18 protein-coding genes are annotated in these 16103 nt (G+C 42.0%); 16 read left to right on the plus strand and 2 right to left on the minus strand.

The features are described from left to right. The first annotated feature begins 2 nt into the window (after positions 1 to 2). The 8 genes from recR to dinB all read left to right on the plus strand — a co-directional run bounded on the left by recR (position 3) and on the right by dinB (position 5915). Positions 3 to 599, plus strand: coding sequence for a recombination mediator RecR (gene recR, locus FFM57_RS05235; protein WP_137599471.1), 597 nt, complete (start codon positions 3 to 5; stop codon positions 597 to 599). Between the two features lie 42 nt (positions 600 to 641). After that, on the plus strand, positions 642 to 1283 hold the full coding sequence (tmk, locus tag FFM57_RS05240; RefSeq protein WP_137599472.1) for a dTMP kinase: 642 nt from the start codon (positions 642 to 644) through the stop codon (positions 1281 to 1283). 28 nt (positions 1284 to 1311) lie between these two features. Further along, positions 1312 to 1641: a cyclic di-AMP receptor DarA gene (darA, locus tag FFM57_RS05245; protein ID WP_137599473.1), complete on the plus strand. Its 330-nt coding sequence runs from the start codon at positions 1312 to 1314 to the stop codon at positions 1639 to 1641. Between the two features lie 15 nt (positions 1642 to 1656). Continuing rightward, on the plus strand, positions 1657 to 2586 hold the full coding sequence (locus FFM57_RS05250; RefSeq protein WP_137599474.1) for a DNA polymerase III delta subunit-related protein: 930 nt from the start codon (positions 1657 to 1659) through the stop codon (positions 2584 to 2586). Positions 2587 to 2604: 18 nt separating this feature from the next. Continuing rightward, a complete protein-coding gene (locus FFM57_RS05255) occupies positions 2605 to 3414 on the plus strand; it encodes a PSP1 domain-containing protein (protein WP_137599475.1) in 810 nt (269 codons plus the stop codon). Positions 3415 to 3418: 4 nt separating this feature from the next. After that, positions 3419 to 3757, plus strand: a complete 339-nt coding sequence (locus FFM57_RS05260) for a DNA replication initiation control protein YabA (protein WP_137599476.1) — start codon at positions 3419 to 3421, stop codon at positions 3755 to 3757. A gap of 104 nt (positions 3758 to 3861) precedes the next feature. Continuing rightward, on the plus strand, positions 3862 to 4734 hold the full coding sequence (gene rsmI, locus FFM57_RS05265; RefSeq protein ID WP_137599477.1) for a 16S rRNA (cytidine(1402)-2'-O)-methyltransferase: 873 nt from the start codon (positions 3862 to 3864) through the stop codon (positions 4732 to 4734). A gap of 68 nt (positions 4735 to 4802) precedes the next feature. After that, on the plus strand, positions 4803 to 5915 hold the full coding sequence (gene dinB / locus FFM57_RS05270; RefSeq protein WP_137599478.1) for a DNA polymerase IV: 1113 nt from the start codon (positions 4803 to 4805) through the stop codon (positions 5913 to 5915). Positions 5916 to 6022: 107 nt separating this feature from the next. On the opposite strand, the gene FFM57_RS05275 is transcribed toward dinB, so the two are convergent. Then, positions 6023 to 7816 carry a hypothetical protein gene (locus FFM57_RS05275; RefSeq protein WP_137599479.1) on the minus strand — a complete coding sequence of 598 codons (1794 nt, stop codon included), beginning with the start codon at positions 7814 to 7816 and terminating at the stop codon, positions 6023 to 6025. A 135-nt stretch (positions 7817 to 7951) separates the two neighbouring features. Here FFM57_RS05275 and FFM57_RS05280 point away from each other — a divergent pair, with 135 nt between their 5' ends. Both FFM57_RS05280 and FFM57_RS05285 read left to right on the plus strand, forming a co-directional pair. After that, complete coding sequence (locus FFM57_RS05280) at positions 7952 to 8443, plus strand: S24/S26 family peptidase (RefSeq protein WP_137599480.1); 492 nt, start codon at positions 7952 to 7954, stop codon at positions 8441 to 8443. 86 nt (positions 8444 to 8529) lie between these two features. Next, positions 8530 to 9147 (plus strand): alpha/beta hydrolase, encoded by a 618-nt coding sequence (locus FFM57_RS05285; protein ID WP_137599481.1) that lies wholly within the window; start codon positions 8530 to 8532, stop codon positions 9145 to 9147. A 175-nt stretch (positions 9148 to 9322) separates the two neighbouring features. On the opposite strand, the gene lepB is transcribed toward FFM57_RS05285, so the two are convergent. After that, positions 9323 to 9898, minus strand: coding sequence for a signal peptidase I (lepB, locus tag FFM57_RS05290; protein ID WP_170999901.1), 576 nt, complete (start codon positions 9896 to 9898; stop codon positions 9323 to 9325). 261 nt (positions 9899 to 10159) lie between these two features. On the opposite strand from lepB, the gene yycF reads away from it, so the two are divergent. From yycF to FFM57_RS05320, 6 genes are all read left to right on the plus strand, one after another. Beyond that, entirely contained in the window at positions 10160 to 10855 is a 696-nt protein-coding gene (gene yycF, locus FFM57_RS05295) for a response regulator YycF (RefSeq protein WP_137599483.1), read from the plus strand. 9 nt (positions 10856 to 10864) lie between these two features. After that, positions 10865 to 12703: a cell wall metabolism sensor histidine kinase WalK gene (walK, locus tag FFM57_RS05300; protein WP_137599484.1), complete on the plus strand. Its 1839-nt coding sequence runs from the start codon at positions 10865 to 10867 to the stop codon at positions 12701 to 12703. After that, positions 12700 to 14013, plus strand: a complete 1314-nt coding sequence (locus tag FFM57_RS05305) for a YycH family regulatory protein (protein ID WP_137599485.1) — start codon at positions 12700 to 12702, stop codon at positions 14011 to 14013. The genes walK and FFM57_RS05305 overlap by 4 nt, the downstream gene beginning before the upstream one ends. Then, positions 14014 to 14844: a two-component system regulatory protein YycI gene (locus tag FFM57_RS05310; protein WP_137599486.1), complete on the plus strand. Its 831-nt coding sequence runs from the start codon at positions 14014 to 14016 to the stop codon at positions 14842 to 14844. Positions 14845 to 14897: 53 nt separating this feature from the next. Further along, positions 14898 to 15704: an MBL fold metallo-hydrolase gene (locus FFM57_RS05315; RefSeq protein ID WP_137599487.1), complete on the plus strand. Its 807-nt coding sequence runs from the start codon at positions 14898 to 14900 to the stop codon at positions 15702 to 15704. A gap of 175 nt (positions 15705 to 15879) precedes the next feature. After that, positions 15880 to 16080, plus strand: a complete 201-nt coding sequence (locus tag FFM57_RS05320) for a hypothetical protein (RefSeq protein ID WP_137599488.1) — start codon at positions 15880 to 15882, stop codon at positions 16078 to 16080. The last annotated feature ends 23 nt before the right edge of the window (positions 16081 to 16103 follow it).

The raw sequence follows: 16103 nt of genomic DNA on the forward strand, positions 1-16103 counted from the left end.
TTTTGCAATACCCCCAACCGATTGCTAAATTAATTGAAAGCTTCACCAAGCTACCGGGGATTGGTCAAAAGACCGCCACCCGCTTGGCTTTTACGGTGGTGGACATGAAAGAAGAAGCGGTTAACGAGTTTGCCAAAGCCTTAATTGCGGTGAAACGAGATTTAACTTTTTGTTCCGTTTGTGGCAATATCACGCAAGAAGATCCTTGTGAAATCTGTCAGGATAAAACGCGGGATCGCTCCACCATTTTAGTTGTCGAAGAACCAAAAGATGTGATGGCTTTAGAAAAAATGCGAGAGTATCACGGTTTGTACCACGTGCTCCACGGTGTTCTTTCTCCCATGGAAGGCACTGGTCCTGACGATATTAATTTAACGAGTTTAATTACGCGCTTACATGATGAAACGGTACAAGAAGTTATTATCGCTACCAATGCGACAACGGAAGGGGAAGCAACGGCCATTTATTTATCCCGCTTGATTAAACCAGCAGGGATTAAAGTCACCCGCTTAGCCCACGGATTGGCAGTGGGGAGCGATATCGAGTACGCCGATGAAATTACTTTACTGAAAGCCGTGGAAGGTCGCCGCGAAATTTAAGCGGCACGCCCTTTTAGTAAGGAGCAGAGAGGAAGAAAAAGTTTGCAAGGTTTATTTATTACTGTGGAAGGACCCGATGGCGCTGGGAAAACCAGTGTCATTCAAGAATTAGTTCCCCGTTTGAAAAAAATTGCCACCCGTCCCGTGGTGGTCACTAGAGAACCTGGTGGCAGTCGCATTGCGGAAAAAATTCGCCAGTTAATTCTCGATAAACAAAATACGGAAATGGATGCGCGGACAGAAGCCCTGCTTTATGCCGCTAGTCGTCGCCAACATTTAGTCGAGAAGATTATGCCCGCTTTAGCTGCCGATGAGATTGTCATTTGTGATCGCTTTGTGGATAGCTCACTTGCTTATCAAGGCGCTGCCCGCAAACTTGGCATTCAAGAAGTTGCGGCGATGAATCTTTTTGCCACAGAAGGACTGACACCGGCGTTAACTTTATATTTAGATGTGGACTCCGATACTGGCTTGCAACGTATCTATCGCAATCGTCAAAATGAAATCAACCGTTTAGACGTGGAAGCACCGCAGTTTCATCAGTTGGTCCGTCACGGCTATTTAAAAGTGTTAGCCGAAAATCCAGAGCGCATGGTAAAAATTGATGCGCGTCAACCCTTGGCAGATGTGGTGGAAGACTGTTATGATATAGTTATCAAAAGAGCACCAAATTTTTTTCAATAAAATGTAAATAAGAAGGGTGGAGTTTTCCATGAAATTGATTTTAGCCATTGTTCAAGATAAAGATAGCAACCGTTTAGCTAATGAATTTATTGATGCCAACGTGCGGGCCACCAAGCTTTCATCTACCGGCGGGTTTTTGAAATCAGGAAACTCAACATTTATCGTGGGGATTGACGATGAACGGGTGCAAGAAGTTTTAGATTTAATTAAAGAAACGTGTCAATCACGTAAACAATATGTTTCCACACCAGTGAGTCTCGACTTATCCTTAGACGGTCAAGTACCTTATCCCGTAGAAGTCGAAGTAGGTGGGGCGACGGTTTTCGTTTTACCTGTTGATGCTTTCCAACGCTATTAAACAGGAAAAGCAGCGATGAAATTGGAAACAACCTTAGCCAGTACGCAGCCCATTGTTTTTCAACAACTCCATAACAGCCTTAAGCATGGACGTCTCGGCCATGCTTATCTTTTTGAAGGTCCGGCTAAAAGCGAGTTGGAGCAAGTGGCGCTTTTTTTAACGCAAGGTTTCTTTTGTCAAAATGCGCAAGATGGTTTGCCTTGTGGCCTGTGCAGTAATTGTCAACGGATTGCTTTAAAGGAACACCCCGATGTTTTATGGGTGGAACCAGAGGGGCAAACGTTAAAAGTCGAACAAATTCGCCAGTTGCAAAAAGAGTTCGGTAAGTCTGGTTTAGAAACTACCAAGCGCGGGTTTATCATTTGTGAAGCTGATAAAATGTCAATCGGTGCGGCCAATAGTTTGCTGAAGTTTTTAGAAGAGCCGCAAATGGATAGTTTGGCGATTTTGACAACAGAAGTGTTGGGCAAGATTTTACCTACCATTCAATCTCGCGTTCAAATTTTAAATTTAAAACCCCAAGCGCCGCAGCTGATTGCCAAAGTTTTAGTGGAAGAGCACGGACTAGCCGTTGAAGAAGCAAAACTTTTAAGTCAACTGACTCATAGTGTGGAAGAAGCGGTTGAATTCTCCCAAAATCAATGGTTTAATGAAGCTAGCAACGTTTTATTAGCGTGGGTAGAAAAATTACTGCAAGGAAAAACGGCTGCTTTTGTCGCCGTGCAAACCCAATTGGTGCCACTTTTTAAAGAAAAAGAACAACAAGCGCTAGCTTTTGATTTGATTTTTTTAGGAATTCACCAAGGACAGGTTGCCACGAATGTCAAAGCACAAATTGCCGCCATCTTTTTGCAAGCTCAGCAAAAGTTGCAAAGTAATGTTTCATTGCAAAACGTCTTGGAGCAAGGAACGTTAAAAACTTTCTCCATACTGCACGTATATTGAATTTAAAGGAGAGTTAAGATGGTAACAGTAGTAGGGGTTCGTTTTCAAAAAGCGGGCCGTGTTTATTATTACGCTCCTGGTGAACATCCCGTGGACTTACAAGAACCCGTGGTGGTGGAAAGCCAGCAATGTAAGCAACTAGGTTACATTGCTATGTTGCCAAAAGAAGTAGCCGACGATGAAGTGGTGGGGGATTTAAAACCTATTTTGTATCGCGCCACGTCAGAAGATTTACAAAAAGCGGCGGCTAATGAAGAAGAAGCGCAACGAGCGTTAAAAATTGCCAAAGAAAAAATCCAGGAGCGGGAGCTAGAGATGAAACTGACGCAAGTGGAATATTCTTTTGATAAAAGTAAATTAATTTTTTGTTTTACCGCCGATGGCCGAGTGGACTTTCGTGAGCTGGTGAAAGATTTAGCGGGTATCTTTAAAACCCGCATTGAGTTACGCCAAGTGGGGGTAAGAGACGAAGCCAAGATTTTAGGCGGCATCGGTCCTTGTGGTCGTCCCTTATGCTGTACGACTTTTCTCGGAGATTTTGTGCCGGTGTCCATTAAGATGGCTAAAGATCAAAGTTTGTCTTTAAATCCGACGAAAATTTCAGGACTATGTGGGCGTTTAATGTGCTGTTTACAATATGAAAACGAACAGTACGAAGAAGCGAAAAAGGCGATGCCCGATTATGGGACAGAGGTAGTGACGCCAGAAGGTAAAGGCAAAGTCATCGGCTTAAACTTATTAAACCGTATCGTCAAGGTGAAAGTGTTTGGGCGGGAGACGCCTTTTGAGTATGCCTACGAAGAACTACAAATTGCTGAAAAAGGGTGAGAAAATGGACAATCGCTCCTTATACGATAGTTTTGACCAATTGGAAGTAGAACTTTCCACCACCATGAATCAGCTGTTGGAGATCAAAGAGAGCTTACAAAAATTGGTGGAAAAAAACGCAGAATTAGAATTAGAAAATCAACACTTGCGCCAACATTTAGAAGAAATCGATAATCGTAATGCGACTCCTAGTCGGCAGGAGCTTTCCCGTTCCCGCATGAACCTTGAAAAGCTTTATGAAGAAGGCATTCATGTCTGTAACGTTTTTTACGGTCAACGGCGGAAAGATGATGAGTCCTGTGCTTTTTGCTTAGACGTAATTTATGGAGAGCGCAGTAAGTAACGACTTGATTGCAGGTAAAAATAAGCGAAGCGTCTACAACTGATTTTCGTTGAGGACCTTCGCTTTTCTAATGGCTGCATGAAGTTTCAAAGGAGGACATTGGTGTGCAACGTCAACAAAGTTTTGCTAAAAATGAAGAAGGTTGTCTTTACCTCGTGCCAACACCCATTGGCAACTTGCAAGATATGACCTACCGCAGCGTGGCGACGTTACAAGAAGTGGACGTGATTGCCGCTGAAGATACCCGCAACACGATTAAATTATTAAATCATTTCGCCATTACGACGCCACAAATTTCTTTACATGAACATAACTATCAAGAGCGCATTCCCCAACTTTTAGCTCGCCTTAAAGCCGGTGAAAAAATTGCGCAAGTGAGTGATGCCGGCATGCCTTCTATTTCTGATCCCGGCCACGAACTGGTTTTGGCCTGTGTGGTAGAAAGGATTCCCGTCATCGCCTTACCAGGAGCTACCGCTGGAATGACGGCCTTAATTGCTTCAGGTTTAACGCCGCAACCCTTTACTTTTATCGGTTTTTTACCGCGAAAAAAAAGTCAACAAGTGGAAGCTTTAGCGGCATATACGCAAAGCTGTGGCACGTTAATTTTTTATGAATCGCCTTTTCGCTTAAAAGATACGTTAAAAAATGTTGCCGCGGTGTTTCATGATCCGCAAGTGGTAATTTGCCGGGAGTTGACGAAGATTCACGAAGAATATTTACGGGGAAAGGCGAGTGAACTTATTGGCTATCTGGAAGAAACGTCCTTAAGAGGCGAGTGTGTCTTACTGGTGGCACCGACTGAATTTCCGGAAGAAGTTAGTCGTGACGAGGACTTAACGCTGCTTTCCATCACAGAACATTTCGCCCATTTAAAAGCAGCTGGTCTCACGGATAAAGAAATTATTAAGACCGTGGCAAGCGCACGACAAATGAAAAAGCAAGAAGTCTATAAAATTTTTCACGAATTAGTTTAATCGTCACAACCTCCTTGAAAGAGAACGTACATTCGGTGTATGATACTTTTAAAGGAGGTTTTTTCGTCATGAAGCAGTTGGCTTTGCCTTTAAAAAATGATACCCATCGTAAAATTATTCATATTGATATGGACGCCTTCTTTGCTTCAGTGGAAGAGCGTGATCATCCAGAGTTTCGCGGCAAACCTTTAGTGATTGCTCGTCATCCCCATGATACGGGGGGCCGGGGCGTGGTGACTACCGCCAATTATGAAGCACGCAAGTTTGGGATTCACTCTGCCATGAGCGCGCAAAAAGCCTACGAGTTATGTCCCAAAGCGATTTTTCAAGAAGGGAATCACGCTTACTATCGAGAAATCTCTCAAGAAATTCGGCAAATTTTTCAACGCTACACCGATATTATTGAGCCCGTCTCCATTGATGAAGCGTATTTAGATGTGACGGAAAATAAAATTCACAGCACCTCCGCCATTAAAATTGCCCGCTTGATCCAACGGGATATTTTTCAAGAGCTGCACTTAACGTGTTCAGCTGGGATTAGTTATAATAAATTTTTAGCTAAAATGGGCTCTGATTATCAAAAGCCCCGCGGACTTACGGTGATTATGCCCCAAGACGCGGAAAAATTTTTACAAAGTCTACCAATCGAAAAATTTCACGGCGTCGGGAAACAAACCGTACCGAAGATGCATCAGTTAGGCATTTTTACTGGCGCTGACTTAGCGGCTAAAAGCGAGTGGGAATTGATGCAACACTTCGGTAAAATGGGCTATTCTTTGTACCGAAAAGTGCGGGGCATTCATGATTCCCCAGTAAATCCGGAAAGAATTCGCAAGTCCATCGGTAAAGAACACACTTACGCCCAAGTTTTATTTACGGAAAATGAAATCATTACGCAGCTGCGGAAATTGGCGCAAAAAGTGGCCGCTAGTTTAGCGCAACACCAAAAGCATGGTCAGACGATTGTCTTAAAGGTGCGCTATGAGGACTTCACCACCATCACGAAACGTAAATCTTTTCCTCAGTACTTTAAAAATACTGACGATTTATTTTTTTACGGCAAAGAATTGTTTGACAGTTTACCCAGCAGTAAGCAAGGGATTCGCTTGTTAGGAATTACCGTTACTAATTTAGCCCCTGTGACTTTTGAAACCTTGCCGCTACCTTTATTTGAAAAATAAAAGTGTTCACCAGCTGCCAGCTGTAAAAACAGCGAGGCCTGGCGAACACTTTTTTAGTTAGGCAGAATAAACAAAATTTTTATGAGCGACACCGCAGAAAGACTGAATCATTCATACACCATTGCTTCTGCTGAGGCGATGTTTAAGACGATGACAAGTTGTTGCATCGGTTCATTTTCTGTCAGGGTGCAACAGCCGTGATAACGTTTCGCTAAATCTTTTAAAATCAGTTGCGCATATTGAAAACCTTTTTGCTGTAACTCTTTTTTATCCGCCACATAATCACACGTGACTTTTAAAGTTTCACCATCGCTATGCATGGTAAATTTTAACCAAGGATCTAAGCTAGGGGTGGTGGCCTTAATAATCGGATTTAACACATTGACTAACAGGCTAGTTAAATCGGTGACCGGCAATGAGAGCTGGTCTTGTCCGGTAATGGCAAAGCTCGCTTCGATTTTTTGCTGGCGACTTAATTTTTCGTAGTGATTGATGATTAAAGAAACGTAGGAATCCCTTTGATTATTATTTCTTTGCGTCGTTGCTTCTCGAGTTGTTAACGTTTCTAGGTAGTCGTGGATATCCGTGAATTTCCCACCACTCGCAAAATCTTGCAACACTTGATAATGATGGTGGTTTTCATTTTTCATAAAACGGACTTCTTGACTATGCAGCGCTAATGCCAATTGATTTTCCTCTAAGACGGCATTGCGCATGGACAGTAAGCTAAGTTCTTGTGCCCGCCGCTGCTCTTCTTGAATGTAAGAGAAAACACCGTAAGCACAAATGATAATGCCTAGTAGTGAAAAGGAAAGACTGCGGAGCAACATTAAATCAGGCATCCAAGTGATTAAATTAGCAATAAAGCTCACCACATTAGCTAGCGCCGTGAGGAAAAAAATAGGGAAAATATAAACGTAAAAAGGATTGCCCCGCCTTTTTTCTAAATAAGCTAAGAGCGTGGTGATAAAAGTTCCCGCAATCAAAGGAACATTGTAATAGTAACTGGAGATAGCTAACGGCAAAATTTCTAACAAGTGAAGACCTAATGTGACTAGAGCCACTCCAGCAACGCTTAAGGTAAAAATCCGAAACGCTTTAACGTAATAGCGGGCTTTCGCCAATAAATAGCAATTCAAAAGAGACGGGAAAACTAATAGCAAACTATAATACAATTCCGAATGGACGCGGGCTGGGAGAAACAAGTAGCTGGCCGCTACCGATACAAAAGAATCCAGTCCTAACGTAATGGTAAAAAGTCCTAAGCACAAGAAAGATAAGTCAGCATTTTTATTACGCCAAACATTCCAAAGATAATATAGTAAAATACCGAAACCGAGAAAGAAACAAAAAGTTCCTAAGACTTGGGTAAAAAAGTTTTGGTCCATCAAAAAACTTTTAGTGGCATCACTAGGTAGGAGGTAGCCTTTAATGAACCACGAGTTGTAACGAGAATAAGGGGAGCGCACGCGAATAACTAATTTTTTATTTTGATAATCGCTAGGCAAGGCAATCTTGGTAAAGGTAAAGCCAGGATCCTTATCTTCTTCAACGCGGGTTTGATAAAGGAGCGTACCATCTAAAGTGACTTTGACTTTTTGCTCTTGTAAGAAAAGCAAAAAATCAGGTTCTTCTATCGCGTGTGTTAAATCGTAAGAGAGGTAATATTCAGTGGCGGTAATCCGTTCCGCTTCTTGCCATGACATGGTTTTTGTTTCAGGCGTGGGATAAGTTAAGGAGTATTGCCAGGCTTTACTTAAATCCGTTGCTTCATAAATAGAATGGGGATTTAAAGTGAAGCGATTAAAAAGCAATGCCGCCATGACGATAAAAATTAAGGGGAGGGTGTAATAAAAGCGTTGGGCTAAAGTCCGCGGGTGATTCAGCATCCGTTCTTCCATAAAAAACTCCTTTCTCATTATTTTTTTAAAAGAAATTCGCTAATAACAATGATATACTAAGGTTAACGAAAATTCTATAAGTTATTTTAAATAACCGTAGTAATCATTAACTCATTTTTGAAAGGAGTAGTCTTAATGAAAAAAAAGTTGTCCATCGGCTTAGGGGCCATTTTTTTTGTCCTGTTAATTTTGGTCTTTGCGCTGCATCTGTTAGGGTTTCAATTATTTAATGTGACGGATGATTCCATGGAACCTGAGTTAAAGCAACACAGTCTGGTAATTGTTCAAACCAAACCGGCAGAACATATTCACACTGGCGAACTCATGACCTATTACGATAAAGAAAGTCAGCGGATTGTCACCCACACAGTGGTGAGTCGCGATGAGACGGGAGAAACTTTTTATGTAAAAAGTCACGCCGCCACTACGGCCAGTACAACGCCGATTAATCGGCGGTATGTTTTAGGTCAGCCCTTTTTAACCTTGCCACGGTTAGGGACAGTGGGTGTTGTGATTGATCATCACTTAGTTAGTTTAATTTTCTTTAGCTTGTTACTCGTCTTGTGGCTGTTTATTTTTTATTCTGTTCAATTCGGCACTTCCCCCAACAGTTGGGAAAAATTCTGAGTAAAGGTCACCGATTTTTTTAGGGAAGCGCATCGATTTGTCTGGGATTTTAATCGTGCTACAATCAGACCAAAGGAGGTTAGGGAATGGATTATTTTTATCAAAAGGGAACGAGCCTGACAACTTTGGTTTTGCTTCATGGTACTGGTGGTGATCGTCATTCTTTAAAGAGTATTGCCGCTGCAATTGCTCCGGCCGCTAATCTAGTCGCTTTGGAAGGCGCTGTTTTGGAAGCTGGTGCGCGTCGTTTTTTCAAACGCCACGGAATGAATCAATTCGATTATGAAAGCTTGACAGAAGCAAGTTTAGCGCTGGAAAATATTTTATTGACGGTTAGTCAGACTAAAGATTTACCCTTGGAACAATTTGTCCTCCTGGGCTATTCCAATGGTGCCAATCTGGCTAGTTATTTCTTACAGCAACGCGTTACCCCTGTCTGCTCCGCTATTTTATTTCATCCCATGGCTTTAGGTGGGACCAACGAAAATTTTTCTTTAGCTACTAAAAATCTTTGGCTGTCCTATGGGGCCCACGATCCTTTTGTGACAGCATCAAACTTTAAACAGCTCATCTTGCAATTAACGCAACGGGGCGCTGGTGTTACTTGTTTCCGACATGACGAGGGTCACCGCATAACGGTGGCGGAGCTTGCGGCAGCTGAAAAATTTTGGCAAACGCTAGAAAAAACGCAAAATCGCCCTTAAAAAAACACAGAATATTCATAATTACTCGCTAATATATAAGCATACCAACAATTGCTTCTTACCCAAGAAGCACCCTAACTTTTTCATTTTTAACTCCTGCCCGCTATGCCCGTAGCGGGCCCTTTTTATTTAAAAAAAAACTAGCCGCAAGAAGCTGCGACTAGTTCAGAAGTATTTAATAAAAATGAGCAGTTAACGTTGAAGCATCATACTGGGGCTGATTGTTAGCCCTTTGACTTTGAATGATGCCCATGTGTTGTGGGGGCCAGTAAATTAAAGTAGCGTGGCACTCCACGGCTTCTTTTTTGATAAAACCGAATTGGCGACTGTCGTTAGAAACGGGGCGATTATCCCCTAAAACAAAGAGGTAACTTGCTGGCACGGTAATTTGTCCTAGCTCTTCATAAAGATCAAAGTCTGGCGTATAAATTTTGCCACTAGGTGTCCGCAGATACTCTTCTGTCACTGCTTGTCCTAAAATGTACAAGGTACTATCTTTAAACTCAATGGTCTCTCCAGGTAAACCAATAACCCGCTTAATATATTTCGTTTCCTCAGCTTCATCTGGTGCGATAAAAGTCACCACGTCAAAGCGCCGTGCTCGTTGTCCTTTGACGGCTAATACATAGGTATCGTGGGGAATTGTTGGTTCCATCGAGCGCCCCGTGACGTGAATCGAGGTGAAGGGCCACAAGCTAACTAGCCACAAGCCCAAGAGAAAAACCAAGAGAAGTGTACGCCATTTTTTCACCGGCGGCGCCTCCTTAATGATGGTTTTTTAATGTGCAGTTGTATTTTATCATTAAAAATTAATTTTAAAAAGAAAAATGCTGTCTTACTAAGGGGACAAGTGGAAGGCTTAACAAGAAATTTTTTGCTACTAGCAAGCAGATTTCTCATGAGGAATCTTAAGCAAAGTAAAAACTGTGGGAGAAATCGTGTAATAGCTAGGAAAATCAGTTATAATGTAAGAGATAAGAAAAAGTAATATATTTCCACGAGGTGAAATGTGATGAAAAAAATTTTAGTAGTGGACGATGAGAAGCCCATCTCGGATATCGTCAAATTCAATTTGACCCGCGAAGGCTATGAAGTGTATACCGCCTATGACGGGGAAGAAGCCTTAGAGAAAGTACAAGAAGTTGAACCGGATTTAATTTTATTAGATTTAATGTTACCGAAAATGGATGGCTTAGAAGTGGCCCGTGAAGTGCGGAAAAATTACGACATGCCCATCATTATGGTGACGGCAAAAGATTCCGAAATTGATAAAGTCTTAGGCCTAGAATTAGGGGCCGACGATTATGTGACCAAACCTTTCTCTAACCGGGAACTAGTCGCGCGGGTGAAAGCTAATTTACGGCGTGGTCAAGGCACACCTAAAGCGCAAGAAGAAGTCAACTCAGAAATTACCATTGGTGAATTGACGATTCACCCGGATGCCTACATGGTAACGAAAAAAGGTGAGCCAGTGGAATTAACCCACCGTGAGTTTGAGCTTTTGCATTACTTAGCAAAACATTTAGGACAAGTCATGACCCGCGAACATTTATTGCAAACGGTGTGGGGCTACGATTATTTTGGCGACGTGCGGACAGTAGACGTGACCGTGCGGCGCTTACGGGAAAAAATCGAAGACAATCCTTCTCATCCTGGTTACTTAGTGACTCGGCGCGGCGTAGGGTATTACTTAAGAAATCCAGAATAGGAGTTAAGCATGAAAAAGAAAATTCGTTTTTTCCAATCTGTGAATTTTAAGATTGCTATTGCGTTTATTCTTTTACTCCTCATTTCGATTGAGATTATCGGGGCTTATTTTATCCGCGAATTGGAACAAAATACCATCACGGATTTTGAAAATTTGACCAATGCACAAGTAGAAAGTTTAGCAAAAAATTTAACGGATGAGTTGGAAAAAAGCGATGTCTCGCGGACAGAAGCTAATGAAAACATCCGCAAAGTCCTAGACGATTTTGTCTCTAGTGACACATTGGAGGCCCGGGTCGTGGATGACCGGGGCCTTGTGCGTGCAACCACCGATTTAACGAAGCAAAATGATGTAGGAAAGAAAAACGATTTAAAGGACTTGAATGATTTCTCCAACTCTCGTAAAAAAGAAATTATCGATAGCGGTAAACGCGTCTGGATTAATATTGAACCAATCTATTCTTCCACTGGAACGACACCCATTGGCGTATTGTATGTCCGCAGTAATATTGAGAGTCGCTATAACGATGTGAACGATGTCGCCCTCATCTTTTTTACCGCCAGTTTAATTGCCGGAGCAGTTTCTATCGTGGTGGCGGTCCTGATCGCCCGTTCTATCACGCGCCCCATTGACGAAATGAAAGAACAAGCACTGCGCATTGCCCGCGGGGATTACTCGGGGAAAGTTAAAGTCTATGGGCAGGATGAATTAGGGCAACTGGCAGAAACCTTTAATGCCTTATCTGAGCAAATTGAAGAGACCCAAGATGCCATGGAAGCCGAGCGTAATCGGCTAGATTCCGTCTTGTCCCACATGAACGATGGCGTTATCGCCACTGACCGACGGGGGAAAGTCATTATCATTAATGAAATGGCGATGGATCTTTTAAGTGTGACCTCAGAAGAAGCTTTGGGCCAATCCATTTTAAAATTATTGGATATTGAAGAAGACTACACCTTGCGGAAACTTTTGGAAGAACCCGGCGAAATTTTAATTGACTTTGCGGAAAAAGAAATCAGCGAAGACTTTATCTTAAAAGTGGATTTTTCCATGATTCGCCGTGAGTCGGGCTTTATTTCGGGTTTAGTTTGTGTCTTACATGATGTTACGGAGCAAGAAAAGAATGAAAAAGAACGGCGGGATTTCGTGTCTAACGTCTCCCATGAACTGCGGACGCCTTTAACCAGCATGCGTAGTTACATTGAAGCTTTAAGCGATGGGGCGTGGGAAAATCCGGAAGTGGCTCCTAGCTTTTTAAAAGTAACTTTAGAAGAGACCGACCGCATGATTCGGATGATTAATGATTTGCTTAATCTTTCTCGGATGGATGCCGGTAACACGCAACTCCAAACAGAATACGTCAACTTTAACGAGTTGGTAAACTTTGTCTTAGACCGTTTTGATATGATTGTGCAAAACGAAGAAGATCCCCGCAAAAAGTATGTCATTAAACGGGAATTTACCACCCGTGCTTTGTGGGTGGAAGTAGATACGGATAAGATTATCCAAGTGTTAGACAACATCATGAATAATGCGATTAAGTACTCGCCAGATGGTGGCGTGATTACTTGTACACTAATTGAGACGCACAATAATGTGATTTTTTCCGTTCGCGACCAAGGACTAGGTATTCCGAAAAAAGATTTAAATAAAATCTTTGAACGTTTCTACCGTGTCGACAAAGCTCGTTCCCGTGCTCAAGGGGGGACCGGGTTAGGCTTGGCGATTTCTAAAGAAGTGATGAAAGCCCATGGTGGGGACATCTGGGTAACCAGTGAAGAAGGGCGGGGTTCGGCCTTTTATATTTCACTACCTTATGAACCTTATGAGGAGGATTGGTGGGAATGATTACCAAAGATCGCGTCATTCGTTTCATTTTAATTTTTTTAATCGCCTCTAGTCTGGTCCTGACGTATTTAATTTGGATGAGCCCCATTAAGCCACCAGAAAAAGAAGTCAGCAATGCCGGCACGACAACTGCGGTGCAAAGTAATTTAAAATCAGCTACGGAAGCTTTTTTACCCAATAAAGCAATTTGGTATCAAGGGACAGCCCGCAGCGCTAGCACGAAGGAAAGTTTTATTAGTTTAATTCAAACGGAGTTAATCAACGGCAAGTATGGTGCTTTAACGGCGGTGACTGATGACGATGCCTACACGGCGGCTTTAGGGACAACTGCCGGAGTCGAATTGGAATACGTGGGGAAATTTTCCTTAGAAGAATTTTTAAACGTCTATAACTTGAAGTTTCCTTTAGGTGACGAAAAGTCGGCGGCGGTGACCTTTGATCGCATCGTCTTAGACTTTAAAGAAAATTATTTATATTTACTTAACGATAGCCGTCCGCAAACCATTTACCGCGCAGCACTGGAAATTGCAGAAGGAGACATTAGCGCTTACGTTACTAAAAATAAAAAAGATTTTATTGGTGTTTCCCGCGGTCATGAGACGTTGCCTAACTTTTATTATGTCGATGAATCGATTTCGTTGCCGAAGTACAATTATATTTTAGCGACGCAACCGTATACGACTTTTACTAGTGCTTTTTTCAGTGAAACATCTGACTTGACGATTAACGATAATGGTCAAGAATTAATTTACAGCAACAGTGTGGGGGAAAGTCTTAGCATCGCTGATGTGACGGGGCAAGTTTTTTACCGTAGTGCTAGCAACCAAAATAGTAATGATAATTCCTATGATCGTTTAGTAAATAATTTGTACCGCCAAAGTTTTGATGCGCTAGCGCCCTTAGGCAATCAACTAGGCAACTTGCGCTATTTTGATTTGAATAATAATAGTTTGACCTTCACTACTTATTTAGAAGGTTATCCTTTAATGAGTCCGAATTTTCAAGGTCAGGTGCAAGTGGAGTTTAACGGCGAGCACCTAAGTCGAATTTATTCCAATGTAGAAAGCGTACAAATTCCCATTCCCGCGGATGAACAAGTTTTACTCCCCGATACGGCGACTTTTTTAACAATCTTAGGGACAGCGGGGGTCGACTTGAGTAAAATTGAAAATTTGCAGATCGGCTATCAGTGGCAAAATTTAAAAGAGGTGTCTCAAGTCATCGTCTTGATTCCCCAGTGGTTTATTCGCTATGCTGGTGAGTGGTACACACAAACGGAACTCTTAACGGTTTTGGAGGTGAACTCCTAGATGGACTTTCGTAAAATCGAACATATTTTTTTAATCGCTTTTCTCGGTTTAAATATTTTCCTATTGACGATCTTTACGCAAAATTTAGCAGAAGCGTCGAACATTGGGACTTCTGAAGAAAAAGATGCCATTGAGACGCGGCTAGCTAAAGATAAAATTGAATACGAAGATGAATTAGCCGACACGATTCCGCAAGGCTATTACTTGTCGGCAGAAGAAACCGTGTTAACCACTAGCGAGCGCAGTACTTTAAACGGGAATAGTACCGTCAGTCCTACTAACGGTACACTGTTGTTAACGGAAGACTATTTGATTAATAGTAAAACGCAAGAAGCTGACGTGGCGAGTCTCCTGAGTGACAGTAAACTTTTACCCTATCCTCATGAGTATCAATATTTAGCAGTGGGTTCTTCTTTGGCGGGGAATGCCCCGTATATAATGGCCACCCTCACTTATGAGGACTTGCCGATTTTTGATGCGACAGCGCAGATGAAAATTTATTTGGCAAATGTTTCTGGCGATGTGTATCGCGTAGACAAGTTGCAGTACAGTCACTTGGATAACATTACTAACTTGCGGGAGAAACAAGATTTAATTTCGGAAAAAGCCGCCATTACCACGCTTTACTACAATAGTAAGCTGCCTGCCGGCTCCACGATTAATTGGCGCATGTTGGCTTATGGGCGGACGCTAAAAGTCGGGGAAAAGAATGTCTACGTTCCTATTTGGTTTGTCTCGGTAACCGGTGATGATGGTGAACATATTGAAGAAGTGAATGCGGTGAACAATAATATCATCACGTCCAACACGATTACCACAGTAGAAAATTAGTGGAAAATAGAGTATACTCTAAAGGATTGTGAAAGAAATAAAGGGGCGGTAACATGAGTGTCGAAGAAGGTTTACAAATTAGTATCTTAGCTAGTGGGAGTACAGGGAATTCCCTGTTTATTCAATCGAAAAAGCAAAAGCTACTGGTGGATGCTGGTTTGTCAGGAAAAAAGATCACTCAGTTGCTTAACTCGATTGGTGAAGATCCCGCTGATTTAAACGGCATTTTAGTGACCCATGAACATCGCGATCACATTCACGGTGTGGGAGTTTTGGCGCGGAAATATCATTTAGACGTCTACGCCAATGAAAAAACGTGGGAAGCCATGAGTCCTTTAATTGGCAAAGTAGATAACGCGCAAAAACAAATTTTTGCTTTAGGAAAAACCATGACCATCGGGGATATTGATATTGAAAGTTTCGGTGTGTCTCACGATGCCGTGGCGCCACAATTTTATCGTTTCCATAAGGATGGCCGTTCTTTTGTCATGCTGACGGATACCGGCTATTGCTCAGATTATGTCCGAGGGCTGATTAAAAATGCTGATGCCTACTTAGTGGAAAGTAATCACGACATTGAAATGTTACGGATGGGCCCTTATCCCTGGAATTTAAAGCAACGCATTTTAGGGGATAAAGGTCACTTATCCAACGATGACGGTGCCCTAGTTATGACGGATGTCTTAGGTGCACGGACCAAACGGATTTATCTCGGTCACTTGTCCAAAGAAAATAATGTTAAAGAAATTGCCCATCTTACGATGGAAAATGTTTTGAAAGAGCACGACTTAGGTGTCGGTTATGACTTTCAAGTCTATGATACGGATCCTGATGCGGCTTCCACGCTATTTGCTATTTAAAAACAAATTACGGGTCTATGATATCTGGTGTTGTTACACAGAAATGTGTAGGAACACCAATATTTTTTTACACAAAAAGACATCTGGTTGGTAAGCGGGAAGTACCCCAGTATATTCTCTAATAGTTAACCTCCTGTTATTCTTAAAATACTTAAGAAAGACAGGAGGTTTCATTATGACTAGCATTCAGGATATTGTTCCTGTAAATATCAGCTCAAATTTCGTCAAGCAACATGACCCCGTGCCATCTCGTCCAATTAAACCCAAAGTAGCCTTACGGCTGAAACACCATGATTTAGATATTACTTTCTACAATGGCTGTGACAAATATCTTTTGTGTACGGTTCTTAAAGAGTTGAATTCAGATGATCGTTGATTACACCAAAGTAAAACATATCT

It is taken from the genome of Enterococcus nangangensis (genome assembly GCF_005405245.1).
GTDB lineage: Bacteria > Bacillota > Bacilli > Lactobacillales > Enterococcaceae > Enterococcus_J > Enterococcus_J nangangensis.